Annotated in this window: 30 protein-coding genes, 1 tRNA gene and 2 pseudogenes; 22 read left to right on the top strand and 11 right to left on the bottom strand. The window is 55.5% G+C overall.

The features are described from left to right. Window positions 1–67 precede the first annotated feature (67 nt). On the top strand, window positions 68–811 hold the full coding sequence (locus EDF81_RS10910) for an SDR family oxidoreductase (protein ID WP_123348160.1): 744 nt from the start codon (window positions 68–70) through the stop codon (window positions 809–811). Here the strand turns inward: EDF81_RS10910 and malI are convergent. The 4 genes from malI to folD form a co-directional block, all read right to left on the bottom strand. Continuing rightward, the gene (malI, locus tag EDF81_RS10905; protein WP_123348159.1) at window positions 808–1,824 is read right to left on the bottom strand and encodes a Mal regulon transcriptional regulator MalI; all 1,017 of its coding nucleotides are present in this window, start codon (window positions 1,822–1,824) and stop codon (window positions 808–810) included. The two genes, EDF81_RS10910 and malI, sit on opposite strands and share 4 nt — an antisense overlap. A 79-nt stretch (window positions 1,825–1,903) precedes the next feature. Further along, on the bottom strand, window positions 1,904–3,403 hold the full coding sequence (locus EDF81_RS10900; protein WP_123348158.1) for a PTS transporter subunit EIIC: 1,500 nt from the start codon (window positions 3,401–3,403) through the stop codon (window positions 1,904–1,906). 251 nt (window positions 3,404–3,654) lie between these two features. Further along, a complete protein-coding gene (gene ybcJ / locus EDF81_RS10895; RefSeq protein WP_123348157.1) occupies window positions 3,655–3,867 on the bottom strand; it encodes a ribosome-associated protein YbcJ in 213 nt (70 codons plus the stop codon). A gap of 2 nt (window positions 3,868–3,869) precedes the next feature. Then, window positions 3,870–4,736, bottom strand: a complete 867-nt coding sequence (gene folD / locus EDF81_RS10890; protein WP_123348156.1) for a bifunctional methylenetetrahydrofolate dehydrogenase/methenyltetrahydrofolate cyclohydrolase FolD — start codon at window positions 4,734–4,736, stop codon at window positions 3,870–3,872. Window positions 4,737–4,964: 228 nt separating this feature from the next. Between folD and EDF81_RS10885 the strand changes: the two genes are divergently transcribed. Continuing rightward, window positions 4,965–5,041: transfer RNA gene (locus EDF81_RS10885), tRNA-Arg, on the top strand. A 15-nt stretch (window positions 5,042–5,056) separates the two neighbouring features. Here the strand turns inward: EDF81_RS10885 and EDF81_RS24240 are convergent. Then, a pseudogene (locus EDF81_RS24240) lies at window positions 5,057–5,176 on the bottom strand (integrase); the annotation flags it as partial. Window positions 5,177–5,362: 186 nt separating this feature from the next. On the opposite strand from EDF81_RS24240, the gene EDF81_RS10880 reads away from it, so the two are divergent. The 20 genes from EDF81_RS10880 (at window position 5,363) to EDF81_RS10785 (ending at window position 21,247) form a co-directional block, all read left to right on the top strand. Beyond that, window positions 5,363–6,685 carry a PAAR domain-containing protein gene (locus EDF81_RS10880; protein WP_123348155.1) on the top strand — a complete coding sequence of 441 codons (1,323 nt, stop codon included), beginning with the start codon at window positions 5,363–5,365 and terminating at the stop codon, window positions 6,683–6,685. Then, complete coding sequence (locus EDF81_RS10875; RefSeq protein ID WP_123348154.1) at window positions 6,685–7,149, top strand: hypothetical protein; 465 nt, start codon at window positions 6,685–6,687, stop codon at window positions 7,147–7,149. Before EDF81_RS10880 ends, EDF81_RS10875 begins: the two co-directional genes overlap by 1 nt. A gap of 84 nt (window positions 7,150–7,233) precedes the next feature. Then, window positions 7,234–7,560, top strand: a complete 327-nt coding sequence (locus tag EDF81_RS24365) for a hypothetical protein (RefSeq protein WP_404851487.1) — start codon at window positions 7,234–7,236, stop codon at window positions 7,558–7,560. Between the two features lie 332 nt (window positions 7,561–7,892). After that, window positions 7,893–8,351 carry a Panacea domain-containing protein gene (locus tag EDF81_RS10865; protein WP_123348153.1) on the top strand — a complete coding sequence of 153 codons (459 nt, stop codon included), beginning with the start codon at window positions 7,893–7,895 and terminating at the stop codon, window positions 8,349–8,351. 2 nt (window positions 8,352–8,353) lie between these two features. After that, entirely contained in the window at window positions 8,354–8,791 is a 438-nt protein-coding gene (locus tag EDF81_RS24235) for a hypothetical protein (RefSeq protein ID WP_260232698.1), read from the top strand. Between the two features lie 249 nt (window positions 8,792–9,040). After that, window positions 9,041–9,532, top strand: a complete 492-nt coding sequence (napF, locus tag EDF81_RS10855) for a ferredoxin-type protein NapF (protein ID WP_123349034.1) — start codon at window positions 9,041–9,043, stop codon at window positions 9,530–9,532. Continuing rightward, window positions 9,522–9,785: a chaperone NapD gene (gene napD, locus EDF81_RS10850; RefSeq protein ID WP_123348152.1), complete on the top strand. Its 264-nt coding sequence runs from the start codon at window positions 9,522–9,524 to the stop codon at window positions 9,783–9,785. The genes napF and napD overlap by 11 nt, the downstream gene beginning before the upstream one ends. Next, window positions 9,782–12,268: a nitrate reductase catalytic subunit NapA gene (gene napA, locus EDF81_RS10845; protein ID WP_123348151.1), complete on the top strand. Its 2,487-nt coding sequence runs from the start codon at window positions 9,782–9,784 to the stop codon at window positions 12,266–12,268. Before napD ends, napA begins: the two co-directional genes overlap by 4 nt. Window positions 12,269–12,274: 6 nt before the next feature. Next, window positions 12,275–12,964, top strand: a complete 690-nt coding sequence (napG, locus tag EDF81_RS10840) for a ferredoxin-type protein NapG (RefSeq protein ID WP_260232697.1) — start codon at window positions 12,275–12,277, stop codon at window positions 12,962–12,964. Further along, window positions 12,951–13,814, top strand: a complete 864-nt coding sequence (napH, locus tag EDF81_RS10835; protein ID WP_123348150.1) for a quinol dehydrogenase ferredoxin subunit NapH — start codon at window positions 12,951–12,953, stop codon at window positions 13,812–13,814. The genes napG and napH overlap by 14 nt, the downstream gene beginning before the upstream one ends. Next, window positions 13,811–14,260: a nitrate reductase cytochrome c-type subunit gene (gene napB / locus EDF81_RS10830; RefSeq protein ID WP_123348149.1), complete on the top strand. Its 450-nt coding sequence runs from the start codon at window positions 13,811–13,813 to the stop codon at window positions 14,258–14,260. The genes napH and napB overlap by 4 nt, the downstream gene beginning before the upstream one ends. 9 nt (window positions 14,261–14,269) lie before the next feature. Next, window positions 14,270–14,872 carry a cytochrome c-type protein NapC gene (gene napC / locus EDF81_RS10825; protein ID WP_123348148.1) on the top strand — a complete coding sequence of 201 codons (603 nt, stop codon included), beginning with the start codon at window positions 14,270–14,272 and terminating at the stop codon, window positions 14,870–14,872. A gap of 14 nt (window positions 14,873–14,886) precedes the next feature. Beyond that, complete coding sequence (ccmA, locus tag EDF81_RS10820; RefSeq protein ID WP_123348147.1) at window positions 14,887–15,513, top strand: cytochrome c biogenesis heme-transporting ATPase CcmA; 627 nt, start codon at window positions 14,887–14,889, stop codon at window positions 15,511–15,513. After that, entirely contained in the window at window positions 15,510–16,169 is a 660-nt protein-coding gene (ccmB, locus tag EDF81_RS10815) for a heme exporter protein CcmB (RefSeq protein WP_123348146.1), read from the top strand. Before ccmA ends, ccmB begins: the two co-directional genes overlap by 4 nt. 103 nt (window positions 16,170–16,272) lie before the next feature. Continuing rightward, a complete protein-coding gene (locus tag EDF81_RS10810) occupies window positions 16,273–17,010 on the top strand; it encodes a heme ABC transporter permease (protein ID WP_123348145.1) in 738 nt (245 codons plus the stop codon). Beyond that, on the top strand, window positions 17,007–17,219 hold the full coding sequence (gene ccmD / locus EDF81_RS10805; protein ID WP_123348144.1) for a heme exporter protein CcmD: 213 nt from the start codon (window positions 17,007–17,009) through the stop codon (window positions 17,217–17,219). The genes EDF81_RS10810 and ccmD overlap by 4 nt, the downstream gene beginning before the upstream one ends. Continuing rightward, on the top strand, window positions 17,216–17,695 hold the full coding sequence (gene ccmE, locus EDF81_RS10800) for a cytochrome c maturation protein CcmE (RefSeq protein WP_123348143.1): 480 nt from the start codon (window positions 17,216–17,218) through the stop codon (window positions 17,693–17,695). Before ccmD ends, ccmE begins: the two co-directional genes overlap by 4 nt. Further along, a complete protein-coding gene (locus EDF81_RS10795; protein WP_123348142.1) occupies window positions 17,692–19,647 on the top strand; it encodes a heme lyase CcmF/NrfE family subunit in 1,956 nt (651 codons plus the stop codon). Before ccmE ends, EDF81_RS10795 begins: the two co-directional genes overlap by 4 nt. Then, window positions 19,644–20,201, top strand: a complete 558-nt coding sequence (gene dsbE, locus EDF81_RS10790; protein WP_123348141.1) for a thiol:disulfide interchange protein DsbE — start codon at window positions 19,644–19,646, stop codon at window positions 20,199–20,201. Before EDF81_RS10795 ends, dsbE begins: the two co-directional genes overlap by 4 nt. Beyond that, on the top strand, window positions 20,198–21,247 hold the full coding sequence (locus EDF81_RS10785) for a cytochrome c-type biogenesis protein CcmH (protein ID WP_123348140.1): 1,050 nt from the start codon (window positions 20,198–20,200) through the stop codon (window positions 21,245–21,247). Before dsbE ends, EDF81_RS10785 begins: the two co-directional genes overlap by 4 nt. A gap of 27 nt (window positions 21,248–21,274) precedes the next feature. Here the strand turns inward: EDF81_RS10785 and narP are convergent, their stop codons facing one another. From narP to nrfB, 6 genes and pseudogenes are all read right to left on the bottom strand, one after another. Continuing rightward, on the bottom strand, window positions 21,275–21,922 hold the full coding sequence (gene narP, locus EDF81_RS10780) for a nitrate/nitrite response regulator protein NarP (protein ID WP_123348139.1): 648 nt from the start codon (window positions 21,920–21,922) through the stop codon (window positions 21,275–21,277). A 27-nt stretch (window positions 21,923–21,949) separates the two neighbouring features. Beyond that, entirely contained in the window at window positions 21,950–22,546 is a 597-nt protein-coding gene (nrfG, locus tag EDF81_RS10775; protein ID WP_123348138.1) for a heme lyase NrfEFG subunit NrfG, read from the bottom strand. Then, window positions 22,543–24,682 (bottom strand): annotated as a pseudogene (gene nrfF, locus EDF81_RS10765) (heme lyase NrfEFG subunit NrfF). The gene nrfG and the pseudogene nrfF overlap by 4 nt, the downstream one beginning before the upstream one ends. An 8-nt stretch (window positions 24,683–24,690) precedes the next feature. Next, complete coding sequence (gene nrfD, locus EDF81_RS10760; protein ID WP_123348135.1) at window positions 24,691–25,647, bottom strand: cytochrome c nitrite reductase subunit NrfD; 957 nt, start codon at window positions 25,645–25,647, stop codon at window positions 24,691–24,693. Then, on the bottom strand, window positions 25,644–26,315 hold the full coding sequence (gene nrfC / locus EDF81_RS10755; protein ID WP_123348134.1) for a cytochrome c nitrite reductase Fe-S protein: 672 nt from the start codon (window positions 26,313–26,315) through the stop codon (window positions 25,644–25,646). Before nrfC ends, nrfD begins: the two co-directional genes overlap by 4 nt. Continuing rightward, window positions 26,312–26,878, bottom strand: a complete 567-nt coding sequence (gene nrfB, locus EDF81_RS10750; RefSeq protein ID WP_123348133.1) for a cytochrome c nitrite reductase pentaheme subunit — start codon at window positions 26,876–26,878, stop codon at window positions 26,312–26,314. The genes nrfC and nrfB overlap by 4 nt, the downstream gene beginning before the upstream one ends. Between the last annotated feature and the right edge of the window lie 5 nt (window positions 26,879–26,883).

The raw sequence follows: 26,883 nt of genomic DNA, 5'->3' as shown, positions 1-26,883 counted from the left end.
GCGGATGCGCGTTTACATCTTTGTAGATCGGCGTAGCGTGCAAGAGACTTATCATGGAGAAAAGAATATGACCAAAGTAGCACTGGTAACCGGCGGCAGTAAGGGAATTGGCTACGCTGCGGCAAAAGCCCTCTATCAGATGGACTATATCGTGGTGGTGGTTGCACGCGATGAAGCGAAACTCACCGCCTGCGCGGAGGGCTTCGATCCGCAACGTTTTATTCCGCACGCCGCCGATGTCGCCGACCCCGCATCCGTCAGGGCGCTGTTCGCCCGAATCGAGCAGGATTATGGCCGGCTGGATATTTTATTTAATAACGCCGGTAACAACAGCCCGGCAAAATCCGTCGAAGAGATTACCTACGACGAATGGCTGCGGGTGTTTAACGTCAATGTCCATGCCAGCTTCCTCTGTGCGCAGGAGGCGATCAAACTCATGAAGGTTCAGCGGCCGATGGGCGGGCGCATTATTAATAACGCCTCGATTTCCGCCATGACCCCGCGTCTTTATTCTGCGGCCTATACCGCATCAAAGCACGCGATTACCGGGCTGACCAAAGCCATCTCGCTGGACTGTCGCAAGTTCAATATCGCCTGCGGGCAGATTAATATCGGCAACGCCGAAACGGAGATGTCCGGGCGGATGCGCAAAGGCGTGTATCAGGCGGACGGCAGAATTCAGCCGGAAGCAATGATGGACGTGGCGGATGTCGCGGCGGCGATTGCCATGATGGCGGCGCTACCGGCCTCCACTAACGTGCTGGAGATGACCATTATGGCGAACGAGATGCCGTTTGTGGGTCGCGGCTAGGCCGATTCGCGGATAATCAGTTCGCCGGAAAGGGTAATGCGCTGGGTCTGCAGGCCCGGCTCATTGAGGTTGCGGATAATTAACGCCGCGGCCTGGCGCCCGGTCTCTTCGCTGGCCGACGAGACATAGGTAAAGGACGGTGACGTCAGATTGACGTGCAGCATATCCTCAAAGCCGATCAGCGCGACCTGCTGGGTCAGGAAGACATCTTTCCCGACGGTGCGTCCCACCTGATGAATACCGTTAAGGCAGCCGATCATCGCCGCAGGCGAGTGGCAGAGCAGGGCGGTAATGGTGTTGTTCTTTTCCAGCAGTTGGCGAGTCACCTGGCTTGCCGCATGGGTATCATCGCTGCAGGCGGGCGCGGCTTCGTCACGAAAAATCATCCCGTTCTGTGTCAGGGCGCTGTGAAAACCCTGCAGGCGCTGCTGGCGAATTAAATCGTTACCCTGGCCGCCAATATAGGCGATGCTGCGGTGTCCGCGTTCGATAAGGTAACGCGCCGCAAGGCTGGCGGCCTGGCGGTTATCGCGCATCACCAGGTTGCAGGATCCACTCAGCAGGGACTGGGAGACCACCACCAGCGGCAGCGCACATTCGCGGATGGGCTCCGGCAGCGCGGTTTCAACCGTTTCCGCAGAGAGATAAATCACCCCGGCGACGCCCTGCTGTTTAAAGGAGAGCAGGCAGCGGACCAGTGATTCACCCTCATTTTGCGGCTGGCAGAGAAACACCATATAGCCCTGTTTTTCAAGATGCTGCACGACGCTCGCCATCACTTTGATGGAAAAGCTGTCGTTAAAGTCACGCAGGACAAGGCCGATCAGATTCGAGGTATTGGCGCGGAGATTAGCGGCGGCGACGTTATGCACGTAGCCGAGGCTCTGGATAGCCGCCTGCACTTTGTCGATGGTGGCTGCGGAGATTTTACCCTTCTGACGCAGCACCAGAGAGACGGTCGACACCGATACGCCTGCCTCTTTTGCGACATCAATAATGCTGACTTTCTTCACATGCCTTCCCTGAATCCGTATGCACAAAAGCACGTCCTCCGCAGGTGCGGAGGACGTGCGTTACCTTACCATCTCAGGCTTATTTGCCCATCATCGTTGACATGGTTTGCGCGATAAACTGTGCGCGAGCGCCAAAAATAACCTGAACGCCTTTGTCGCCGACGAAGACCACGCCGCGTGCGCCGACGCCGTTGAGGCCATCTTTATTCACCTTCTCACCGTCAGTGACTTCCAGACGCAGACGGGTAATACAGGAGCCGACGGAGTCGATATTCTGCGCGCCGCCGAGCAGGGCGATAATTTCCGTCGCCAGCTCGTTATCGGTTTTATCATCTGCGCTGGCGGTTGCATCGGTACGACCCGGCGTTTTCACGTCGAAGCGACGGATCACAAAGCGGAAGGTGAAGTAGTAAATCAGCGCCATCGGCACGCCGATAATAATCACGTTGAGGTAGTTGGTCTGGTAGCCGTTAAACGACGGCAGGATCCCGAACGAGATATAGTCGATAAGCCCGGCGGAGAACGACTTGGCGATATGGGCATCCAGCAGATACATGGTCATATACGCCAGACCGGCCATAATGGCGTTAAACACGTACAGGATTGGCGCCACAAAAATAAAGGTGAACTCAACCGGCTCGGTGATACCCGTCAGGAAGCAGGTCAGCGCCGCGGAGAACAGAATACCGGAGGCAATTTTCTTATTGCGGGTATGCGCTTCGTGGTACATCGCCAGGCAGGCCGCAGGCAGTGCGAACAGCATCAGCGGGAATTCGCCCTGCATAAACTTACCGGCGTTATGGTAGGTGTCGCTGCTAAAGGATTTAACGCCTTCTTCCAGCATTTTGAACCAGATTGTCTGATCGCCGTGGATCACCTGACCGGCCTGGGTGGTGTAGTCGCCGAAGGAGTACCAGAACGACGGATACCAGATATGGTGCAGGCCCAGCGGGATCAGCGCACGTTCGACCAGACCGAAGATAAAGGTCGAGGCGGCCTGGTTATCGCCGTTCACAATCACCGACAGGGCATCGATGCCCGCCTGGATATGCTGCCAGACATAGGGCAGCAGCAGGCCGAGCACAAAGGAGAGCAGGGCGGTGGCGATGGCGACAAAACGCTTGCCGGAGAAGAAGCCGAGGAACTCCGGGAGCTGCATCGCATGGAAGCGGTTATAGCACCAGGCCGCGAGGATCCCGCAGATTAGGCCGCCAAAGACGCCCATTTGCAGCGTCGGGATGCCGACGACCATCGCATATTTTCCGCCAGATGACGCCATCTCCGGTGTAATGCCCAGAACGGTGCCGATCGTCATATTGGTGATAAACACCGAGACCGCAGCAGAGAGCGCGGCAATACCGGATTCCGACGCCAGTCCGACCGCCGAGCCAATTGCAAACAGCATCGGCAGGTTATCGAAAATAACCCCACCGGCGTTCATCATCAGCGGCATATGGAACTTATCGCCGAACGCCAGCAGCAGACCCGCGGCCGGCAGTAGTGAGATTGGCAGCATCAGCGCGCGGCCAATCATCGATAATTTAGACAACGATTTAACAAACCCTGATATCAGACTCATGCTGATTCCCCCGAGTGACAACCCTTAATGACGCGTAATCGCGCTGTTCTTTTTGTGAGTAGAACGTTCTAGTAGAACGTTCTACTTATCGTCTAAGAACACGCCCGAACCCGCAACTAAATTTTTACATTCAGCCAGACGAGTTGGTGATTATTTGAAGTCGATCGAGAATAAACCGTTATGGATATAAGGGTATTTACGCCAGGAGGAAGAAACCGCCCGGCAGGCAGAACGCCGCCGGGCGAGAAGACTCAGGCAGTCACGGTTACGGTGTTACCGTCAAAGGACACCGTCTGACCGGCGATGATTTTGCAGCGTTTGCGGGTTTCCACCGCGCCGTCAACGGTCACCTGGCCGTCGGCAATCACGAGTTTGGCCTGGGCACCGCTTTCGCTCCAGCCTTCCAGCTTTAACAGATCGCACAGTTCGACATGTGGATGTTTACCTAATGAAAATGTCGCCATTCTTATGCGTCCTCTGTGTCATGGTATTCTTCACACGCCTGCAGCGTGTTCTGGATAAGCGTGGCTACCGTCATCGGGCCAACGCCGCCGGGAACCGGCGTAATATAAGATGCGCGTGCGGAAGCTTCTTCAAAGCTTACATCGCCCACGACCTTACCGCTTTCAAGGCGGTTGATGCCGACGTCAATGACGATAGCACCCTCTTTGATCCACTCACCCGGAATAAAGCCCGGCTTGCCTACGGCAACGATCAACAGATCGGCATTTTCAACGTGATGACGCAGATTGCGGGTAAAGCGGTGGGTCACGGTGGTGGTGCAGCCGGCCAGCAGCAGCTCCATACTCATCGGGCGACCTACGATATTAGACGCGCCGATCACCACGGCATTCAGGCCATAGGTGTCGATATTGTAACGCTCAAGCAGGGTCACGATACCGCGTGGGGTACAAGGACGCAGGCGCGGTGCACGCTGGCACAGACGACCGACGTTATACGGATGGAACCCGTCGACGTCTTTGTCCGGGGCGATACGCTCCAGCACCTTCACGTTGTCGATGCCCGCAGGCAATGGCAGCTGCACCAGAATGCCGTCAATTTCGGCATCGCCGTTCAGCTTATCAATCAGCGCCAGCAGATCGGCTTCGCTGGTGGTTTCCGGCAAATCGTAAGAGCGGGAGATAAACCCAACCTCTTCACAGGCTTTGCGTTTGCTTGCGACATAAATCTGCGAAGCAGGGTTGCTGCCAACCAGCACAACCGCCAGGCCCGGGGCGCGTTTTCCGGCCTCAATGCGGGCCTTCACTTTTTCAGCAACCTCAGAGCGCACCTGCTGCGCAATCGTTTTACCGTCAATAATCTTTGCTGCCATCAGAGAGAAGATTCCATCTGTCACGTTCATCGGGGGGATGGCTATATTTTGTCAGAAGCCGGGCGCGCTGTCAGGTATCTCTTTACGTGAACCGTCATTTTACCCCCTGCAATTGTCCGATAAACGCGCACTTCTCCGCCTGGTGGCCCCAAAGTCATTGACTCGTAAGGCGTGGAACGTATAATTCCAGGCGTTTCACGCAGCAATGCGTGTCTCCCGCATAAAAATGCGCCCTTAGCTCAGTCGGATAGAGCAACGGCCTTCTAAGCCGTGGGTCGCAGGTTCGAATCCTGCAGGGCGCGCCATTTCATATCAATTGATTACGCTTCTTTCATCTCCTCCTGATTTCCCATGTGGGACATATTTGGGACATCATCCCCCAAAATGGTATCAATTTTCCGTGCGTGCTCAGTCAGATGGTTTGGCGCCAGGTAGGCATAACCATCTGAACCAACACTGCTCATCTTATATATACAAAATTCTGAGCAGTGAGAGTAATGAAAGAGGAGTTGGTTTAGCGTCACCTTGAGAGAAAACCGACCGGAAGCACGGTATCAGATTAAAGTGGCCTCAAATGGAGTATTTTCGTAAAATCCACGATTCTATGTACAGTGACGGATATTCACATGGATGTAAAATTGAAGGTTATTACCGTTGGTGATAAAACCACTACCGGCGGATATGTACAAAACGGGGCGCTGACGGTGTTCTGTGACGGTCGTCCGGTTGCCCTTATCGGTTCTTTGTCACCCTGCCCCAAATGCGGCACCACAGGTGTAATTCGCCAGACCCGACCATTTAATGTTATTGCTGAAAATAAGCCGGTCTGTCTTGAGGGGGATGTGGTTGAATGCGGCTGCCCGCACGGTTCAAACCGCCTTATTGCCTCTCCCGGTGCGCAGGAGTTTATTGGTTACAGCGATGGCATGGTCGGCTCAAGGCTCAGTCTTGCGGAGGCTGAAGGATTCAGTGTCGGGGATGTGGAACCGGAACAATACGCGCAGGGGGTAAGAAGGGTAAAAATCCCTCCCTATTTAAGCGGCGAAAAAAAAGAGTCAGATTTTATTCCCGATTATCCGGTATTACGTAACACCCGTGATTTGCCGGATGAAGTCCTTCGCAATATGCTGAAAGCGAATAACCAGGATGTAATGCTTCTTGAACTGACTGAAATTTTTGAAGTGCTGGCGTCATGGGGAGCCTATAAACAGGGCTGGGCCAGCATTACGCAGAGCGGGCCGGGCCAGATCGTGGTTAATTATGGCGTCAATATCAAAGATGTGGTGACAACCTCAATGGTTATCAGTCAGTTAGGAAGCATTGGCATCAAGGCAACGATTTACGTTAACCATAAAGGCACGGAATTAATAAAGCTGAGTGGTTATCCCGGTATTAGAACAATACTTAACGCGCCCGTCTTTGCAGCTAAAAACCCAAAAGTGATTGATGTAGGGATCGGTAAATACGGGCTAAGAAATTCAATTACAAGCGGTGCGCGTCTGACATTTTATGTGGCTGCAGCATACAGAACGATAGATTATATATTAAATGATGCGACATCCCTTGCCAGGTTTATAGGATCGCTGGCTACAGATATAGTAAAAATCGGTATCTCATCACTAATTGCATGGGGAGCAGCAAGCGCAGTGATATCTTTCACGGCTTTCGTTTCTGCCCCATTAATTGTTGTCGTTGGCGTTGGACTTGCTACTTCAATCGTACTTAATGAGCTTGATGATCGGTTTGGGATCACAGATAAACTTGTTTCCTACTTAGAACATGCCCAGCAGGAGTTTGTTATTAAAGCCAAAGAAACTGGTAATGAGCTTATAGACCTTGGGGCTATGCATGCAGATAAGATGCTGGAGAAAGGTGTTAGAGTTGTAGAATCAGAAGTAAAAAAATATTTAAGGAAGAAATTAGAAGATCTAATTCCAGGGAGATTTTGATGGAGGTATTTAACTTTAAAAAGCGGTTATTTTTTGTTTTTTTTGACATTAGCCTGCTGCTGATAACATTTCTATCTGTTTACTTTGGAGTTAACAGACTGATTACTTACTTATTATATCCTGATGTTATAGTTTTTTCTTTTTTTACTGTTTTCTCAATCTTATTCTTTTTGCTAACCATGCCTATTATTGCTTTGTCGGTTAATCCTATAGGTAAGGGAAGGCAGGCTAATATTGTTTTTCAGAAGAATATGGGCAAAGCAATAATATTAGGTCTATTGTTTATTATTATCTCCACGATTTTATTTAACGTCATATTTACTAACGATCTTAATAAGGAAGGATACATAAAATGTCGTGGGATTCCTTCTGGGTGGATGCCGGGAATGGCGGTTAAATATGCCCTCAGCGAAGAACTGTGTATGAAAAAGCTGAGCGCTGAGAGCCACCTTGTCGGCAGGTGAAATAACCGTCCTGCAGAAGAGATATCCGGCACGATGGCATGGCTAAATATTAACCAGGCTGCGATGAATAACTGATGGTAACGTATGGCGTGCTGGAAATTTCATTATAAAAGCCAGAGCGCCGACAGTCTGGAGCACGAAGGCCACCAGCTTACCCCGGCAGATTTCCGGGAAATCGATCGCTCGGTTAACGCCGATACAGTCCGGCGCCACAGGTTCCGCGAAATGATGCTATCACCCGCCTATCAGTGGAAGAAGCCAGCGCCGCGCAGGCAGATGAGTATTAATAAAATTACTTTTATTCACCTTTACACTTTTGCATACAGTAAGATTACGAAATGCCTATGGGCACTAATTTTTGATGAAAAAGTGTGCTTAAAAGCAGGTTGCAAGAACATTTGGGGGCATTAAAGGGGGGCATGTCGCACCTTTGAACATGAAAATGTCATTTAAATACATTGACATGGCTGTTTATATTGAATCCTGCAGGGGCGCCATTTTTACTTCTTGTCGTATCTCCTGAAGCTCTCTCCGTAATGGGAACATTTCTGCGCCTTAATAAGGCGGTTTACACCACGATCGCTGATTTTCAATGAAACGTACTGTGCATCTTGTCAATGGATAGGGAGCTATCACGCAGAGTCGTGAAATGGCATTTTACGCAGGGCAATACCCGTGGTTATATGCATTTGTTAACGGTAGTACACCGTTTTAGACGAAAACAAACCGCAGGAGATTGCATAATGGCAGTGACAACCCTCAACAGCGTAGCGGATCACCTGCTTTGCTTTGCTCAAGAGCATGGGGATGTTATGACGCCGCTGAAACTGCAAAAGATGGTGTTTTATGCTGATGCCTGGTACATGGCATTGAACGATGGCGAAGAATTGATCCCCGAGCGGTTTGAAGCATGGGTCCATGGTCCTGTTGCACGAGAACTCTACATTAGGTTTGCTGATTATAAATGGCAGCCTATCGTCCGTGAAATACAATGCCCGGAACTCCCCAAGAATATTTCAGAGCATCTGAACGAGATCTATAACGTGTTTGGCAAGTTCTCTGCTTATGAGATGGAACAGATGACCCATCAGGAAAAGCCCTGGCTAATGGCTCGCGGTGATATTCCATCTGATGCTCCGTGCCGGAATGACATAGATAAAGGTGTCACAGCTGAGTTCTACCGCAGCATGACGGATGCTTAATCATGGTTAAAGGGAAGATTAAAGCGGGAAAACTTCTGGCAGCCGAAAACAAAATTGTTGCCAGAACGCCCAGTTCAACCGCGACAACCCTTAGTTTTTCTTTCCAGTATATTGATCCCGCACATGCTAAGTTTCGTTTTTCCGGGCAGACAGCGGTTTATTTCTGCAAAGTACTTAAGCGTCTTAAAGATATATCGAGCCTGACATTACTCGAGTTTACGACAAACCGAAATGCGTCGCTGAAATCGCATTGTATTGTGTGGGACACGACTTCCGAGCCTGAGGGTTTTACCCACTTTAACGAGCAATTCCAGAGTGTTACGCCCTATCAGTTTGCAATAACTCGTAATGAACACGGTCGCATACATGGTTTTTTCATAGGTAACGTATTCCACGTTGTATGGCTTGACCCCGATCATCAGCTTTATCCAGTGCAATAGCCGATCCGCTCGTAGATATCCGCATTCGTTATATAAAAAACTACATAACTCATTGGCTCGTCAGCAAAATCTCGTTTCCCCCATCAACCCCACACTCTTTTGATCCGGCATCTGCATTTACCTCGATTGGGGTATGCAATTCGACCTAATCCTAAAATATCTTACTGTCCAAAATAACTACTCATAAATGGTGTGGTTTTTCTTGCCGCTCTACCGCTCAGGAGGGCGTCATTTATGCAAGGGAGTGTGATGGTTGATTTATCCCGTCGGGGCATGTTGACAGGCAGCTGGCGTCGCGCCAGCAACGGGATACGTCCGCCGTGGAGCAGGGAAGAGACTCACCTTTTAGCCTGTTGCCTTCGTTGTGATGCCTGCATCCATGCGTGTGAAACCCGGATCCTGCGGCGGGGCCAGGGGGGATATCCGAGCGTTGATTTCAGACAGGGAGAGTGCAGCTTTTGTTATGCCTGCGCAGAGGCCTGTCCTGAATCCCTGTTTCTTCCGCGCCACGTCGCGGCATGGGATCTGAATGTTACGATCGGCGAAAACTGCCTGGCAAATCAGCAGGTTGAGTGCCACCGCTGCCAGGATGGCTGTGAACCCATGGCGATTACCTTTCGTCCCACGCTGTCCGGTATCTATCAACCCCGGCTCGACAATCAGGCCTGTAACGGATGTGGCGCATGTGTCGCTATCTGCCCGGTATCAGCCATCAATGCGGAGTACCACCATGGACACTAACTGGCAGGTCTGCAGCCTGGTCGTTCAGGCCAAAAGTCAGCATATCAGCGATATCGCTGCGCAATTGAGTTCGTTTCCGGGTTGTGAAGTGGCGCTGAGCGATGTGGAAAGCGGCCAGCTGATCGTGGTGGTTGAAGCTGAGCAAAGTGAAACGGCTATAAAAACAATCGAGTCAGTACGCAACGTTGCGGGCGTGCTGGCGGTGTCGCTGGTTTATCACCAGCAGGATGAGCAAGGTGAGGAAACAGCATGAAACTTAGTCGTCGTAGCTTTATGAAAGCTAACGCCGCTGCGGCCGCCGCAGTGGCTGCTGGGTTAAGCGTGCCGGGCGTTGCCCGGGCGGTCGTCGGTCAGCAGGAAGCGATTAAGTGGGACAAAGCCCCGTGCCGTTTTTGCGGTACGGGCTGTGGCGTGCTGGTAGGAACCCAGCAAGGACGCGTTGTGGCCTGCCAGGGCGATCCGGATGCGGCGGTTAACCGCGGGCTTAACTGCATCAAAGGCTATTTCCTGCCCAAAATCATGTACGGCAAAGACCGTTTAACGCAGCCGATGCTGCGCATGAAAGAGGGGAAATATCACAAAGAAGGTGAATTCACTCCGATTAGCTGGGAGCAGGCCTTTGATGTGATGGAAGAGAAATTCAAAACGTCGCTGAAAGAAAAAGGGCCAGAGGCTATCGGTATGTTCGGCTCCGGCCAGTGGACGGTATGGGAAGGCTACGCGGCGGCGAAACTGTTCAAAGCCGGTTTCCGTAGCAACAATATCGACCCGAACGCACGTCACTGCATGGCGTCAGCGGTGGTGGGTTTTATGCGTACCTTCGGTATGGATGAGCCGATGGGCTGCTACGACGATATTGGACATGCGGATGCGTTTGTCCTGTGGGGCGCAAATATGGCGGAAATGCACCCGATCCTGTGGTCGCGCATTACCAACCGTCGTCTGTCGAATCCCGACGTTAACGTCGCGGTACTCTCCACCTTCCAGCACCGTAGTTTTGAGCTGGCAGATAACGGCATCATCTTTACGCCGCAGAGCGACCTGGTGATCCTGAACTACATCGCCAACTACATCATTCAAAACAATGCGATAAACCAGGATTTCTTCAGCAAGCACGTTAATCTGCGTAAAGGCGCGACCGATATCGGCTACGGTTTACGCCCGACGCATCCGCTGGAAAAAGCAGCGAAAAATCCGGGTTCCGATGCGTCTGAGCCCATGAGCTTCGAAGAATACAAGGCGTTTGTCGCGGAATATACGCTGGATAAAACGGCGGAAATGACCGGCGTACCGAAAGATCAGCTGGAACAGCTGGCGCAGCTGTATGCCGACCCGAAAAAGAAAGTCATTTCCTACTGGACGATGGGCTTTAACCAGCACACCCGCGGCGTATGGGCCAATAACCTGGTCTACAACCTGCATCTGCTGACCGGCAAAATCTCTCAGCCTGGCTGTGGCCCATTCTCTTTGACCGGTCAGCCTTCTGCCTGTGGTACGGCGCGTGAAGTGGGGACGTTCTCGCACCGTCTGCCTGCCGATATGGTGGTGACCAACGAGAAACACCGTGATATCTGCGAAAAGCACTGGCAGCTGCCCACCGGTACGATCCCGGCGAAAGTCGGTCTGCATGCGGTAGCGCAGGATCGTGCGCTGAAAGACGGCAAGCTTAATGTCTACTGGGTGATGTGTAACAACAACATGCAGGCCGGGCCGAATATCAATGAAGAGCGTATGCCGGGCTGGCGCGATCCGCGTAACTTTATCATCGTTTCCGATCCGTACCCGACCGTCAGCGCGCTGGCTGCCGACCTGATCCTGCCGACGGCGATGTGGGTGGAAAAAGAAGGCGCCTACGGTAACGCCGAACGCCGTACTCAGTTCTGGCGTCAGCAAATTAAAGCGCCGGGCGAGGCAAAATCCGATCTGTGGCAGCTGGTGCAGTTTGCGCGTCGCTTCAAAACCGAAGACGTCTGGCCGGAAGCGTTGCTGGCGGATAAACCAGCGCTGCGCGGCAAAACCCTGTACGAGGTTCTGTTTGCCACACCGGCGGTTACGCAATACCCGCTGAGTGAACTGGCAGACGATCGGCTTAATGATGAATCCCGCGAACTGGGCTTCTATCTGCAAAAAGGCCTGTTTGAAGAGTATGCCTGGTTTGGTCGTGGACACGGGCACGACCTCGCGCCATTCGACGATTACCACAAAGCACGCGGCTTACGCTGGCCGGTGGTCGAGGGGAAAGAGACGCAGTGGCGCTACAGCGAAGGTCACGATCCTTATGTGAAAGCGGGAGAAAGCTACAGGTTCTACGGCAAGCCGGACGGTAAAGCGGTGATCTTTGCGCTGCCGTTTGAACCGGCGGCAGAAGCACCGGATAAAGAGTATGACCTGTGGCTCTCCACCGGCCGTGTGCTGGAGCACTGGCACACCGGCAGCATGACGCGCCGCGTGCCGGAGCTGCACCGCGCCTTCCCTGAGGCCGTCCTGTTTATCCACCCGCTGGATGCAAAGGCCCGCGACCTGCGTCGTGGCGATAAGGTCAACGTGATTTCCCGCCGTGGCGAAGTCGTCTCGACGGTTGAAACACGCGGTCGTAACCGTCCGCCGCAGGGGCTGGTCTATATGCCGTTCTTCGACGCCGCTCAGCTGGTGAATAACCTGACGCTGGATGCCACGGATCCGCTTTCTAAAGAGACGGATTTCAAGAAGTGCGCCGTGAAGCTGGCGAAGGTGTAACGCGGCGTGACGGCAAAACCCCAACATGGCCGCCGCCGTTTTCTGCGCGATATGATTCGCGCAGCGGGCGGGCTGGCTGTCGTTGGTGTGGCGCTGGGGCTGCAGCAGCAAACCGCACGCGCAACCGGGGTGCGGTTACGCCCGCCGGGAGCCATCGGTGAAGACGCTTTTGCCAGCACCTGCGTGCGCTGCGGCCAGTGTGTTCAGGCTTGCCCTTATCACACGCTGAAACTGGCGACGCTGGCCTCCGGGCTGGCGGCCGGTACACCCTATTTTGTCGCCCGCAATATTCCCTGCGAAATGTGTGACGACATTCCGTGTGCCAGAGTCTGCCCGAGCGGCGCGCTGGAGCGGGAGATTGAGTCCATCGACGATTCGCGTATGGGGCTGGCGGTCCCGCTGGATCACGAGAGCTGCCTCAATTATCAGGGGCTGCGCTGCGACGTCTGCTATCGCGACTGTCCGAAGATAGACGAGGCCATCACCCTGGAGCTGGATCGCAATCTGCGCACCGGTAAGCACGCACGGTTTATTCCTGTCGTTCATAGCGATGCCTGCACCGGATGCGGGAAGTGCGAAAAGGTCTGCGTGCTGGAGCAACCGGCGATAAAAGTTCTGCCGCTGTCGCTGGCAAAAGGGGCGGCAGGACACCATTACCGCTTCGGCTGGCTGGAGGGGAGCAATGGCAAACCGTAAACGTGATGCCGGGCGTGCGGCGCGGGCAAAAAAAGGCTGGTGGCGAAGCCATCGCTGGCTGGTACTGCGTCGCCTGAGCCAGTTTCTGGTGCTGGTGATGTTTCTCAGCGGCCCGTGGTTCGGCGTGTGGATCCTGCGTGGCAATTACAGCAGTAGCCTGCTGCTGGATACCCTGCCGTTAACCGATCCGCTGATTACCCTGCAAAGCCTGGCCAGCGGGCATCTGCCTGCGGCAGTGGCGTTAACGGGGGCCGCCCTCATTACGGGGCTGTATGCCCTTGCGGGTAAACGCGTGTTTTGCGGTTGGGTCTGCCTGCTGAACCCCATCACCGATTTAGCCAGCGGGCTGCGCAGAAGGTTTGACCTCAATCAGTCTGCAGTCCTCCCACGCGCTATCCGCTACGTGCTGCTGGTGGTCATTCTGCTGGGATCGACTCTGACGGGCACGCTGCTGTGGGAGTGGATAAACCCGGTCTCTCTGCTGGGGCGCTGCCTGGTGATGGGGTTCGGTAGCGGCATATTGCTGATTATCGCCCTGTTTCTATTTGATTTACTGGTCGTTGAGCATGGCTGGTGCGGGCACCTTTGCCCGTCAGGCGCGCTCTATAGCGTGCTGGGAAGCAAAGGGGCGTTAACCGTTTCGGCACATAAACGCGAGAGATGTAACCGCTGTATGGATTGTTTTCATGTTTGCCCTGAACCGCATGTGCTACGTGCGCCGGTGCTGGATGAGCAAAGCCCGGTACAGGTGACCCGTCGCGATTGCATGGCCTGCGGTCGCTGTGTGGATGTCTGTGCTGAGGATGTTTTTACAATAACAACACGATGGAGTTCGGGAGCGAAATCATGAAAAACCGTGACCTGATTAACGCGCTGAGTCGATGGACGGCGGCGCTGACGCTGGTAGTGAGTGGGGCCGTCTGGGCGGCAAACGGCGTGGATCTGAGCCAGTCACCGGAAGTCTCGGGGACACAGGAAGGGGCAATTCACATGCCGAAAGAGCGGGAACGTATGCCGTTGAACTATGTTAATCAGCCGCCAATGATCCCGCACAGCGTTGAGGGTTACCAGGTGACGACCAATACCAACCGCTGCCTGCAGTGCCACGGTATCGAAAGCTATCGTACCACCGGCGCGCCGCGTATCAGTCCGACGCACTTTATGGACAGCGACGGCAAAGTGCTGGCGGAAGTGGCTCCGCGCCGTTACTTCTGCCTGCAGTGCCATGTCCCGCAGGCGGACGCCGCACCGATTGTCGAAAACACCTTCACACCCTCAAAAGGTTACGGGAAATAAGAGGCCATTATGGAAAATTCTAACCGTAAACCCGGCTGGATTAAGCGCGTCTGGCGATGGTGGCGTCGTCCCAGCCGTCTGGCGCTCGGCACGCTGCTGTTAGTCGGCTTTGTGGGCGGCATTATTTTCTGGGGCGGCTTTAACACCGGGATGGAAAAGGCCAACACTGAAGAGTTCTGCATTAGCTGTCACGAAATGCGCAACACGGTCTATCAGGAATACATGGAAACCGTACACTACAACAACCGCAGCGGTGTGCGAGCGACCTGCCCTGATTGCCACGTCCCACACGAGTGGGGCCCGAAAATGATCCGTAAGATCAAGGCCAGCAAAGAGCTGTACGCCAAAGCTATGGGGTTGATAGATACACCGCAAAAGTTTGAAGACCACCGTCTGACGATGGCGCAAAACGAATGGCGGCGCATGAAAGACAATAACTCGCAGGAGTGTCGTAACTGCCACAACTTCGAGTTTATGGATTTAACGGCTCAGAAAGGCGTTGCAGCCAAAATGCACGACCAGGCTGTGAAAGAGGGACAAACCTGTATTGACTGCCATAAAGGGATAGCGCACAAGCTGCCCGATATGCGCGAAGTCAAACCAGGTTTTTAACAGGACGTTGCCGCGTGGGAGTACTTGAAGCCAGAGAACTGCTCTGCGAGCGGGATGACAGAATACTGTTTAGTGCGCTGTCATTTCGCGTAAACGCAGGGGAATGGGTGCAGATAACCGGAGGTAACGGCGCGGGGAAAACCACTCTGCTGCGGTTGCTCACCGGGCTGGCGCGTCCTGACGCCGGAGAGGTTTGCTGGCAAGGGCAACCGCTGCACCGGGTGCGTGATGATTTCCATCACGACCTGCTGTGGATCGGACATCAGCCGGGAATAAAAAACCGGCTTTCGGCGCTGGAAAATCTGCGCTTCTTCCATCCTGATGGCGATATCGCCCTGTGTCTGTCCGCGCTGGCGCAGGCGGGGCTTGCCGGGTATGAAGATATGCCGGTGAATCAGCTTTCCGCCGGGCAGCAGCGTCGCGTGGCGCTGGCTCGCCTGTGGCTGACCCGCGCCACGCTGTGGATCCTCGATGAGCCGTTTACCGCGATTGATGTCAATGGCGTCGAGCGACTGACCCGGCGTATGGCCCAGCATACGGGGCAGGGCGGCATGGTTATTCTCACCACCCACCAGCCTCTCAACGTGGCGACCGATTCCGTCCGGCGTATTGCGCTGACCCGCGAGAGGGCTGCGCCATGATGTGGCACATCTTCCGTCTTGAACTCCGCATTGCGTTCCGCCATAGCGCGGAAATCGCCAATCCACTCTGGTTCTTCCTGATTGTTATCACCCTGTTCCCGCTGAGCATTGGCCCGGAGCCGCTGCTGCTGGCGCGCATTGCGCCGGGGATTATCTGGGTTGCGGCACTGCTGGCGTCGTTACTGGCGCTGGAGCGCTTATTCCGCGATGACCTGCAGGATGGCAGCCTCGAACAGCTCATGCTGCTGCCGCTGCCGCTACCGGCCGTGGTGCTGGCGAAAGTGATGGCGCACTGGGTAGTGACCGGCCTGCCGCTGCTTGTTCTCTCTCCGCTGGTGGCGCTGCTGCTGGGAATGGATATGTACGCCTGGCAAATCATGGCGTTAACGCTGTTGCTCGGCACGCCGACGCTGGGTTTTCTCGGCGCGCCGGGCGTTGGGTTAACGGTGGGGTTAAAGCGGGGTGGCGTACTGCTGAGCGTGCTGGTGCTGCCGCTCACGATCCCGCTTCTTATTTTTGCCACTGCCGCGATGGATGCGGCCTCGATGCACTTACCCGTTGAAGGATACCTGGCGATTCTGGGCGCGCTGCTGGTGGGCAGCGCAACCCTAAGTCCTTTTGCAACGGCGGCCGCGTTGCGCATCAGTATGCAATAGCATCGTTATGACTTTAGCGTGCCTGAAGGGATCGGATAAGGCGTTTTCCGCCATCCGGTACAACGGAAGTTTCATTTTTTTGCCTGAGTCTGGTGACTGAACTATGTGGAAAATACTTCATCAACTGGCGATTCCCTCGCGGCTCTATCAGATCTGCGGCCGGTTAATCCCGTGGCTGGCGATGGCCTGCGTTGTGATACTGGCCGCGGGCTGGGTCTGGGGATTTGGCTTTGCGCCCGCGGATTCTCAGCAGGGGCAAAGTTATCGCATCATCTACCTGCATGTCCCGGCGGCAATCTGGTCGATGGGGATTTATGCCTCGATGGCGGTGGCCGCGTTTATCGGCCTGGTCTGGCAGATGAAAATGGCCAATCTGGCCCTGGCCGCGATGGCGCCGACCGGAGCGGTGTTTACCTTTATCGCCCTGGTGACCGGTTCCGCATGGGGTAAACCGATGTGGGGAACCTGGTGGGTATGGGATGCCCGACTCACGTCTGAGCTGGTGCTGCTGTTTCTCTACGTTGGCGCGATTGCGCTATGGCACGCGTTTGATGACCGGCGTCTGGCGGGGCGTGCCGCCGGTATTCTGGTGCTGATTGGCGTGGTTAACCTGCCGATTATTCACTACTCGGTGGAGTGGTGGAATACGCTGCACCAGGGATCGACCCGCATGCAGCAAAGTATTGATCCGGCGATGCGCACGCCGCTGCGTCTGGCGATCGTCGGCTATCTGCTGCTGTTTATCACGCTGACGCTGATGCGCATGCGTAACCTGATCCTGCTGATGGAAAAACGCCGCCCGTGGGTAAGTGAACTGATCTTAAAGAGAGGCCGCCAATGACCCCTGCATTTGCATCCTGGAGTGAATTTTTCGCGATGGGCGGCTACGCCTTGTATGTCTGGCTGGCCGTGGTGATGAGCGTTATCCCGCTGACGGGGCTGGTGCTGCACTCAGCGCGGCAGCATCGCACGATTTTGCGCGGCGTGGCGCAGCAGAGCGCAAGAGAAGCCCGCAGGCGTGCGGCGCAAGAACAGCAGGAGGTGGCATGAATATTCGACGAAAAAATCGGCTATGGGTCGCCTGTGCGGTACTGGCGGGTCTGGCCCTGACCATCACGCTGGTGCTCTACGCGCTGCGTGCCAATATCGACCTGTTTTATACGCCGGGCGAAATACTCTACGGCAAGCGCGAAACCCAGGAGATGCCTGAGGTCGGTCAGCGCCTGCGCGTGGGTGGCATGGTTATGCCGGGCAGCGTGAAGCGCGATCCGCAATCGCTGAAGGTCAATTTCAGTATCTATGACGCAGAAGGCGTGGTGGATGTCACCTATGAAGGCATCCTGCCGGATTTATTCCGTGAAGGGCAGGGCGTGGTCGTGCAGGGGGAGCTGGATAACGGCAATCATGTGCAGGCAAAAGAGGTGCTCGCCAAACATGATGAGAATTACACGCCGCCGGAAGTCGAAAAAGCGATGCAGGAAAACCATCGTCGCCCGGCAAGCGTTTATAAGGATAACGCGTCATGATGCCTGAAATTGGCAATGGCCTGTTGTGCCTTGCGCTCGGCGTCGCATTGCTGCTCTCGGTCTATCCGCTGTGGGGCGTTGCGCGCGGTGATAGACGGATGATGTCCTCTGCGCGGCCATTTGCATGGCTACTGTTTATCTGCGTGATGGGGGCGTTTCTGGTACTGATCCACGCCTTCGTGGTCAATGACTTTACCGTGACCTACGTGGCCAGCAACTCTAATACTCAGCTTCCGGTCTGGTATCGCGTGGCGGCAACCTGGGGAGCGCATGAAGGTTCGCTGCTGCTGTGGGTGCTACTGATGGGCGGCTGGACGTTTGCCGTCGCGCTGTTTAGCCAGCGAATGCCGCTGGATATCGTCGCACGCGTCCTGGCGGTGATGGGGATGATCAGCGCGGGTTTCCTGCTGTTTATTCTGTTTACCTCCAACCCCTTTGCCCGCACCCTGCCTGACTTCCCCGTGGAAGGGCGCGACCTGAATCCGCTGTTGCAGGATCCGGGACTTATTTTCCATCCGCCGCTGCTGTATATGGGCTACGTCGGTTTCTCCGTGGCCTTTGCGTTTGCCATTGCTGCGCTGATGAGCGGGCGTCTGGACAGCACCTTTGCCCGTTTTTCGCGTCCCTGGACGCTGGCGGCCTGGGTGTTTCTGACGCTGGGTATTGTGCTCGGCTCCGCATGGGCATATTACGAGCTGGGCTGGGGCGGCTGGTGGTTCTGGGATCCGGTCGAGAACGCCTCGTTTATGCCGTGGCTGGTGGGGACTGCGCTGATGCACTCCCTGGCGGTGACGGAACAGCGTGCCAGCTTCAAGGCCTGGACGCTGCTGCTGTCGATTTGCGCCTTCTCGCTCTGCCTGCTGGGGACGTTCCTGGTGCGCTCCGGCGTGCTGGTGTCGGTGCATGCCTTCGCCTCCGATCCGTCGCGTGGGATGTTTATTCTGGCCTTTATGGTCCTGACGATCGGCGGTTCTCTGCTGCTCTTTGCGGTACGCGGGCATAAAGTTCGCTCACGGGTGAATAACGCGCTCTGGTCGCGAGAATCGCTGCTGCTAGGGAATAACGTTTTGCTGATTGCCGCCATGCTGGTGGTGCTGCTGGGGACGCTGCTGCCGCTGGTGCACAAACAGCTGGGGCTGGGCAGTATTTCGATTGGCGAGCCGTTCTTCAATACGATGTTCACGTGGCTGATGGCGCCGTTCGCGCTGCTGCTGGGCATCGGGCCGCTGGTACGCTGGGGACGTGACCGACCGCGCAAACTGAAAACGTTACTCAGCATCGCGTTGGTCACTACGCTGGTGCTGTCGCTGCTGTTACCCTGGCTGTTCGAAGACCGGATTGTTGCGATGACGGTCGTGGGTATGGCGATGGCCGGCTGGATATTTGTGCTGGCCATAGCCGAAGCGTTCCTGCGTATTTCACGCAAAACGACGCTGACGGCAAGCTACTGGGGCATGGTATCCGCTCACGTGGGGCTGGCGATTACCCTCGTGGGCATTGCGTTTAGTCAAAACTACAGCGTTGAGCGTGATGTGCGCATGAAGGCGGGCGATAGCGTCAGTATCCACGATTATCAATTCACCTTCCGCGACGTTAAAGAGATCACCGGCCCTAACTACCGCGGGGGTGTAGCCACTATCAGCGTCACGCGTGACGGCAAACCGGAAGCGACGCTGCATGCGGAAAAACGTTTTTATAACAGCACAAGCGCGATGATGACCGAAGCGGCAATTGATGGCGGGCTGACCCGTGACCTGTACGCGGCGTTAGGCGAAGAGCTGGATAACGGCGCATGGGCCGTACGTCTGTACTACAAGCCCTTTATCCGCTGGATTTGGGCAGGTGGGTTGCTGATGGCGCTGGGCGGCGTGTTCTGTCTGTTTGATCCACGCTATCGCCAGCGCATGCGTCCCCGCACGGCCGGGCAAAAAAACGCGTCGGAGGCAGTATGAAGCGCAACGTACTTTTGATCCCGTTGATTATTTTTCTCATTATCGCGGCTGCGCTGCTGTGGCAGCTGGCGCGTAACGCCCAGGGAGACGATCCCACTCATCTGGAATCGGCCTTGATCGGCAAACCCGTGCCGACTTTCCGCCTGGAGTCGCTGGATAATCCGGGTCAGCATTATCAGGCCGATGTGCTGACCCAGGGTAAGCCGGTATTGCTCAACGTCTGGGCGACCTGGTGCCCGACCTGCCGCGCTGAACACCAGTATCTGAATCAGCTCTCGGCACAAGGGGTTCGGGTGGTCGGGATGAACTATAAAGACGATCGTCAAAAAGCGATTGTCTGGCTGAAAGAGCTGGGCAATCCGTATGCGCTGAGTCTGTTTGACGGAGACGGTATGCTCGGACTGGATCTGGGCGTGTACGGCGCGCCGGAAACATTTCTTATCGATGGTAAAGGCATTATTCGCTACCGCCATGCCGGGGAGTTGAACGCCAGGGTATGGGAAAGCGAGTTCAGGCTGCTGTGGGATAAGTACAGTCAGGAGGCGGCACAATGAGATGGTTACTGGGCATGCTGATACTGGCGATATCAGGGTCCGCGCTGGCGACAATTGACGTGATGCAGTTTAAGGACGAAGCGCAGGAGCAACAGTTCCGCCAGCTTACCGAGCAGTTACGCTGCCCGAAATGTCAGAACAACAGCATTGCCGACTCTAACGCGATGATTGCCACCGACCTGCGGCAAAAGGTCTATGAGCTGATGCAGGAAGGGAAAAGCCAGAAAGAGATCGTCGATTACATGGTGATACGGTATGGCAACTTCGTCACCTACGATCCACCGCTGACGCCGCTGACCGTACTGCTGTGGGTGGTGCCGATTGTGGCGATGGGGTTGGGTGGCTGGATTATTTTTGCGCGTTCCCGCCGCCGTGTACGGCTGAAACCCGACGTTTTTTCCGAGGCTATCCCGCAGGATGGCAAACGGGCTGGGTGGTGGCTGTTCGCACCCGGGGCGGTGATTGCGCTGGTGGTGGGGGCGGTCAGTTATTATCAAACCGGTCATTATCAGCAGGTAAAAGTCTGGCAACAGGCCACCGCACAGGCTCCTGCGCTGCTGGAACGGGCGCTGGATCCAAAGGCTGAGTCGCTGAATGAAGAAGAGATGACGCGTCTGGCGCTGGGGCTGCGTACGCGTCTGCAATCCGATGCCGGAAACGTTGAGGGCTGGATCATGCTGGGGCGTATTGGCATGGTATTAGGTAATGCCAGCACGGCGACCGGCGCTTATGCCAACGCTTACAGGCTGGACCCCAAAAACAGCGATGCGGCGCTGGGGTATGCCGAAGCGCTGACCCGTTCCTCCGATCCGGATGATAATCGTCGGGGAGGGGAGTTGTTACGTCAGTGGGTCAAGGGAGAGCATGCCAACGTGCGCGTACTGAGCATGTACGCTTTTAACGCGTTTGAGCAGCAGCGCTTTGGCGAGGCGGTTGCGGCATGGGAGATGATGCTGAAATTACTGCCTGCAAACGACACCCGTAGGGTGGTGATTGAACGCAGTATTAAAATGGCGATGGCGCAGCTTACGCCGCAGGAGAAATAAGCGTGGCGCCATTGGACATTTTCTGGACTACGGCATTCCGCGCGTTTGCAGGAAAAATATGGTGGCGGCAACGCGAGAGCGCACGTTAAGTTTGCGCAGCAGGTTACGAATATGCACTTTCACCGTTTGTTCGGAAATATGCAGTACCGACGCAATCTGCTTGTTTGACAGCCCCTGAGCCAGTTCGTGTAAAACATCCAGTTCGCGCTCGGTGAGGATGCTGAAGACATCTTCTTCTGCACCAAATAGCTCACGTTCTCGTAAATACTCGCTGACGCTGGTGCTAAAGGCCTTACCGCCTTTGGCACCACGACGAATGGCCTCAAGCAGAAATTCTGGCTCGCTATCTTTCAGCAAATAACCATCAGCACCGGCATCCATCAGGGCGTAAATATCGCTGGTGGAATCTGACACGGTCAGAATGATGATTTGCGCAGTGACGCCCGCCCGGCGCAGCGCATTCAGGGTATTCAGCCCACTCATACCTTTCATGCAGAGATCCAGCAGGATCATATCAAGGTCAAGGCGGCTTGCCAGAGCGATTGCACTTTCGCCATCGCCTGCTTCAGCGACTACGCTGAAAGTGTTATCCATCTGCAGTAATTGACGGATCCCTCGCCGCATCAGGGGGTGGTCATCAACGATCATCACCTTAACAGGTGTTAATTCCGGCATCTTATTCTCCTGGGCATACTTTTTTGCTTATCTTTCCTGATGCTGCAGCAACTTCGCCATATTAATAGACTCGATCAACCGTGCCCGATTCACCCTCGGCGAGTTTACATCCATCACTTTTTGCCATACTGAAGCCGCCCGGGCGTAGTCCGCCTGCATAAACGCATCGGAAGCCAGCAGCATCAGCGCGGTGACTTCACTGGCGTCCAGCGCCAGGGATTTATCGATCATTTCCCGGGTTTGTGGCGTCATATGCTGTCCGGCCTGGTAGTACAGTACCGTCGCCAGCGCCGAATAGATTTCGGCGTTTTCACCGCGTAAACGTAGCGCCTGTTGATAGGCCAGGAGCGCATTCTGATACGCGTTTTGCCAAAGATAATACTCACCCAGCTGCGCCCATTGAGCGCTGTCCTGTGGATTGGCACGGATGTGTGATTGCAGGGAAAGGAGCTGTTTTTCCTGCCTGTTTTCATCAGAAAATGCGCGTAAAGGATCCGCCCGTCGGGCCAGCTCCTGACGGGCTGCCTGCCATTTTGGCGTCAACAGGTAACCTCCGATGCAGGCGATGACCATCAGGACAGCCGCAGCGGTCAGTCGTTTTACGGGCGGTTCGGGCAGACTCATTGTTCGTCCTCCTCAGAACGCTGGCGCATTCTCATCTGCCCTATCACGACGCCCATCAGCAACAACAGCAGGCACGGCAGTGCCCACAGCAGCAGCGTTTGCGCATTCAGAGGTGGGTTATAACGGACGAAATCACCGTAACGATCGGTCATCCAGGCGACGATCTCCTCATCGCTTTTGCCCTCTTCGACCATGCTGTAAACCTTATGGCGCATATTGACCGCCACCGGGGCATTGGATTCCAGCAAGTTTTGATTCTGACACTGCGGGCAGCGCAGCTGGCTGGCAATAAACAGCGCCTTTTCCTGCTGCTGCTGGTTTTTAAAGGGCCAGGTGTCCACCACCTGGGCATGCGTGGTGAAAGTGATAAAAAGCAGGATAATGCTGCAGAGTAAAAACGTTCCGCTGTTATGCATTGCGTCTTCTCCCTTGCCATCCGCTGAGTATCGCACCGGCTACCATCAGCAATCCTCCGCCCCAGATCCAGCGTACGCCGGTCTGCACGTATAAGCGCATGGCATAGCGGTCCTGGCCGGTTTTTTCGCCCATCACCGCATACCAGTCATGCAGCAGGTTCCAGTGGATATCCGGCGTCATCATTTGCTGGCGGCGTGCGGCATAGAAACGTCTTTCAGGCTGAAGCGTGCCAATCCGTTTCTCATTCCGCCAGAGCGTAATCAGCGCTTTTTCACGGGTGTAGTTTTCTTTGGCTTCCAGACTGAGGCGATCAAAACGAAAAATGTAGCCCGCCAGCCCGACCTGCTGCCCCGGACTCAGATTCAGGCTGATCTCCTGACGGCTACCGCTGGAAAAGACGATCCCGACCGCGAAAAGTAGCACGCCGGTGTGCGCCAGAAGCGGCGGAAGCTGGCTTCGTACAGATCTCTTCCGATTCTTAAACGTAGCAATAACGATAACGACCAGCATTAGCAGGCCGAACGGTAGCGTCGCACGATTAAAGTACGGTGCACCAACGGAGAGCCGCCCCCAGCCGAGCAGGCCGTAAATCATCGGGTAGAGCGTGCCGGTCAGTACGATCAGCAGTACCGCGCAAAAGAGCAGCAGCGTGATGAGAATCATCATCTCACGCGACCCTCCGCCAAAACGCGGGGTCTGACGTACATCCTGTGCCCGCCAGGCGTACAGACCGAGTGACGCGAGGCTTAAGGTGATAAACAACGTAAACAGCGGCGTGGCGCGGACGTTATCCAGCGCGAAGGCATGAACAGAAACCAGAATGCCGGAACGCACAATCAAGGTGCCCAGCAGCGACAAAATCAGGGTGACGATCGCCAACAGCAGCGACCAGTGACGGAAACTCCCGCGCTGACGTGAGACAGACAGGCTATGCAGCAATGCGCTGGCGGAAAGCCAGGGAAGTAAGGACGCGTTTTCTACGGGATCCCAGAACCACCAGCCGCCCCAGCCCAGGGCAGAGTATGCCCACCAGGAGCCGAGGATAATACCCAGCGTCAGAGCGCACCATCCGGGCAGCGCCCAGCGCCAGCAGACCAGGGCGGTCTTCGTGCTAAAGCCATCGCCAGGCAGCGAGGCCAGCGCCACGCCCGCGGCCACCATCAATCCACCGTAGCCCAGATAGAGCAGGGGCGGGTGAAGAATGAGTCCGGGGTGTTGCAGCATGGGGTTGAGGTCGCGCCCTTCAATGGCCGACGGGAAGAGACGGACAAACGGATCGGACCACGCCACCACAAACAGCAGCAGTAAGGCCATCATGATTGACAGGATGCTGAGCGTCAGCGGAAACAGCGCGTCCGGCTCACGGCGATAGCGCCAGGCAAACAGCGCGCTCCAGCCCGAAAGAAGAAGCACCCACAGCAGGAGCGATCCCTCATGACCCCCCCATACCGCCGCCAGTTTTAATCCCCACGGCAGCAGGCTGTTGCTATGCTGGGCAACGTAAATAACGGAAAAATCATCGATCAGAAAACTGAACACCAGAATGGCAAAGGCCAGCAACAACAGCAAAAATTGCGTCCAAATGCCAACGCTGGCCAGATGCGTTATGCCCTGCCAGCGCAGGCGAACGCCTGCCAGCGTGGCACACGGGGTCAACAGGTTGACCCCGAGGCTCAGCAATAGCGCCAGAAAACCGATTTCAGGAAGGAGAACGTCCAGATATCACCTTATGCAACCGTCAGTTGCCCTGCGTACAGAATAAAAAAGCGCAGCAACAGCACGCCGGTCAGGCTTGCGCCGCACACGATCAGCACGCCGTGAAGCGTCGGGCTGCGACTGGCCCAGGGTTTGAGCAGCATCGGCACGATCAGCCCGAGTCCTGCCACGCCCAGCCAGAACCACCAGGTCCAGAAACCGCCACCCAGTGCCGCGACCAGCGCACGCGTTTTTCCGTCATCGCCCAGTGCCAGCCCGACGAAGAACGCCGCCAGCAGGAAGATCTCCAGCCATATCACCGGGGTCTCTATGCGGTGAACAAAATACGCCTCGGTACTGTGTGGGTTACCACGATGGCGCAATGCCATGGCAATGAGCGCCACCGCCGCGCCGGACGAGATCCCGGAGAACAGGAACAGTACCGGCAGGATGGGGTTATTCAGGAACGGATAGGACTTCAGTGCCGACAGCAGGAACCCGGTGTAGGCACCCAGCAGGACAGCCAGCACCAGCATCACCGTTTCAAGCAGGCGATGGAACGGCGCGAGCAATGTCAGCCATTTCTGCACCATGCTCAGACGCGGCATAAAGCGCTGCTGCAGGGCAAAGATCTCTTTTTCAAAGATTTTTGCCAGCCACAGTACCAGCACCACCATATACAGCTGGAACAGCATGACGCCCATCGACATCACCGAAGTGAAGCTGTAGTGGAACATCAGTTTCCAGAAGGTCCACGGACGCGTCAGATGGAAGACCAGGATCAGCAGCCCGAGAATAATGGCCCCCGGTCCCGCAACCAGCGTCGTGCGCAGCAGGGTACTGTCTGAACCGCCTGCCTCCGGGTGCAACCGTCGCAGCAATATCGACAGCGTTACCAGCCCGGCGGAAATACCGATCAGGAACAGATAAATGGCGATGGGCCAGTCCCAGACCAGTGATTCAAAATGAAAAGCAGAATCGGGTGTCATTGGCTCACCTCCCCATATTTAAAGGGAACGCGGTAGACCTTCGGTTTCGTGCCCAGCGCCAGCTTGTAACGGTAAGTATTTTTCTGCTGCAGCAAACGAGCGATAGCGCTGTTGGGATCGTCCAGATTGCCAAACGTCAGCGCCTGCGTCGGACATGACTCCACGCAGGCGGGCTGTTTGCCCGCCTTCAGATTGGTTTTGCGGCAGAAATCGCACTTATCCGCCGTCTTGCTGAGCGGATGGATAAAGCGCACGCGGTAAGGACAGGCCGCGATACAGTACTGGCACCCGACGCAAAGGTCCGGGTTCACATCGACAATGCCGCTGGCGGCGTCGCGATACGATGCGCCCGTCGGACAGACGTCAACGCAGGGGGCGCGATCGCAGTGCTGGCAGGAGTGACGGAAGAAACGATACTTCACATCGGGGAACTCTCCCAGCGGCTCGCTGCGGATAATCGTCAGGCGCGATACGCCTTCCGGCACGCTGTTAACTTCCCGGCAGGCGTCCATACAGGCCGTACAGCCGATACATAATGACTCATCATGCACCATGCCGTAACGCACGCCGTTGATGTTCAACGTTTTCGCCACGACGCGTCCAGCCGTTCCGCTAACCGCCACCAGCGCGCTGACGCCGGTAATAAACTGGCGACGAGAGCAACTCATGGCTGCTCCTTAAGCAACGGAACCGACGCCGGATTAAAGTGCGGATTAGTACGCTGGTCGCTATGGCAATCCACGCATATTTTGACGCGCCCTTTATCGTTTAGCGTCTGCATTTTATCCTGCGGCGAATGCAGTGAATGGCAGCTGGCACACGCCACTTTGGTCACGTGGACATCGTGAGGCCAGAACGCTTTTTGCAACTGCTCAGGCAGATGACAGGAGAGACAGACGCTATTCTGCTGCTCCACGTTGTACATCGGCTGGTTAAAGCGCATCACATCCTTCACCCCTTCCCGGTGGTGCGGTGACGGCTGGCCGTGACAGTTGGTGCAGGTAATGGGCAGCTTATTGTTTGGGTTGATGGCTTGTGCATGTTGACCATGCATGCCTTCAGCGTCTGGCTTGTGACAATCCAGGCAGGCGGCATCCGGGTTACGCTGTTGGGTGACCGTCCAGCGTTGCTCCGATTCCTGTGGCGTTGGCGTGGCCGTGATTCCGCACAGGCTCCAGAACAGGCCTGACGCCAGCACCCCAGCGGTTAATAACGAACGTAATACGCTCATATTCA

The sequence above is a fragment of the Enterobacter sp. BIGb0383 genome (assembly GCF_003751845.1).
GTDB lineage: Bacteria > Pseudomonadota > Gammaproteobacteria > Enterobacterales > Enterobacteriaceae > BIGb0383.
This window is presented reverse-complemented; position numbering and strand designations above follow the sequence as displayed.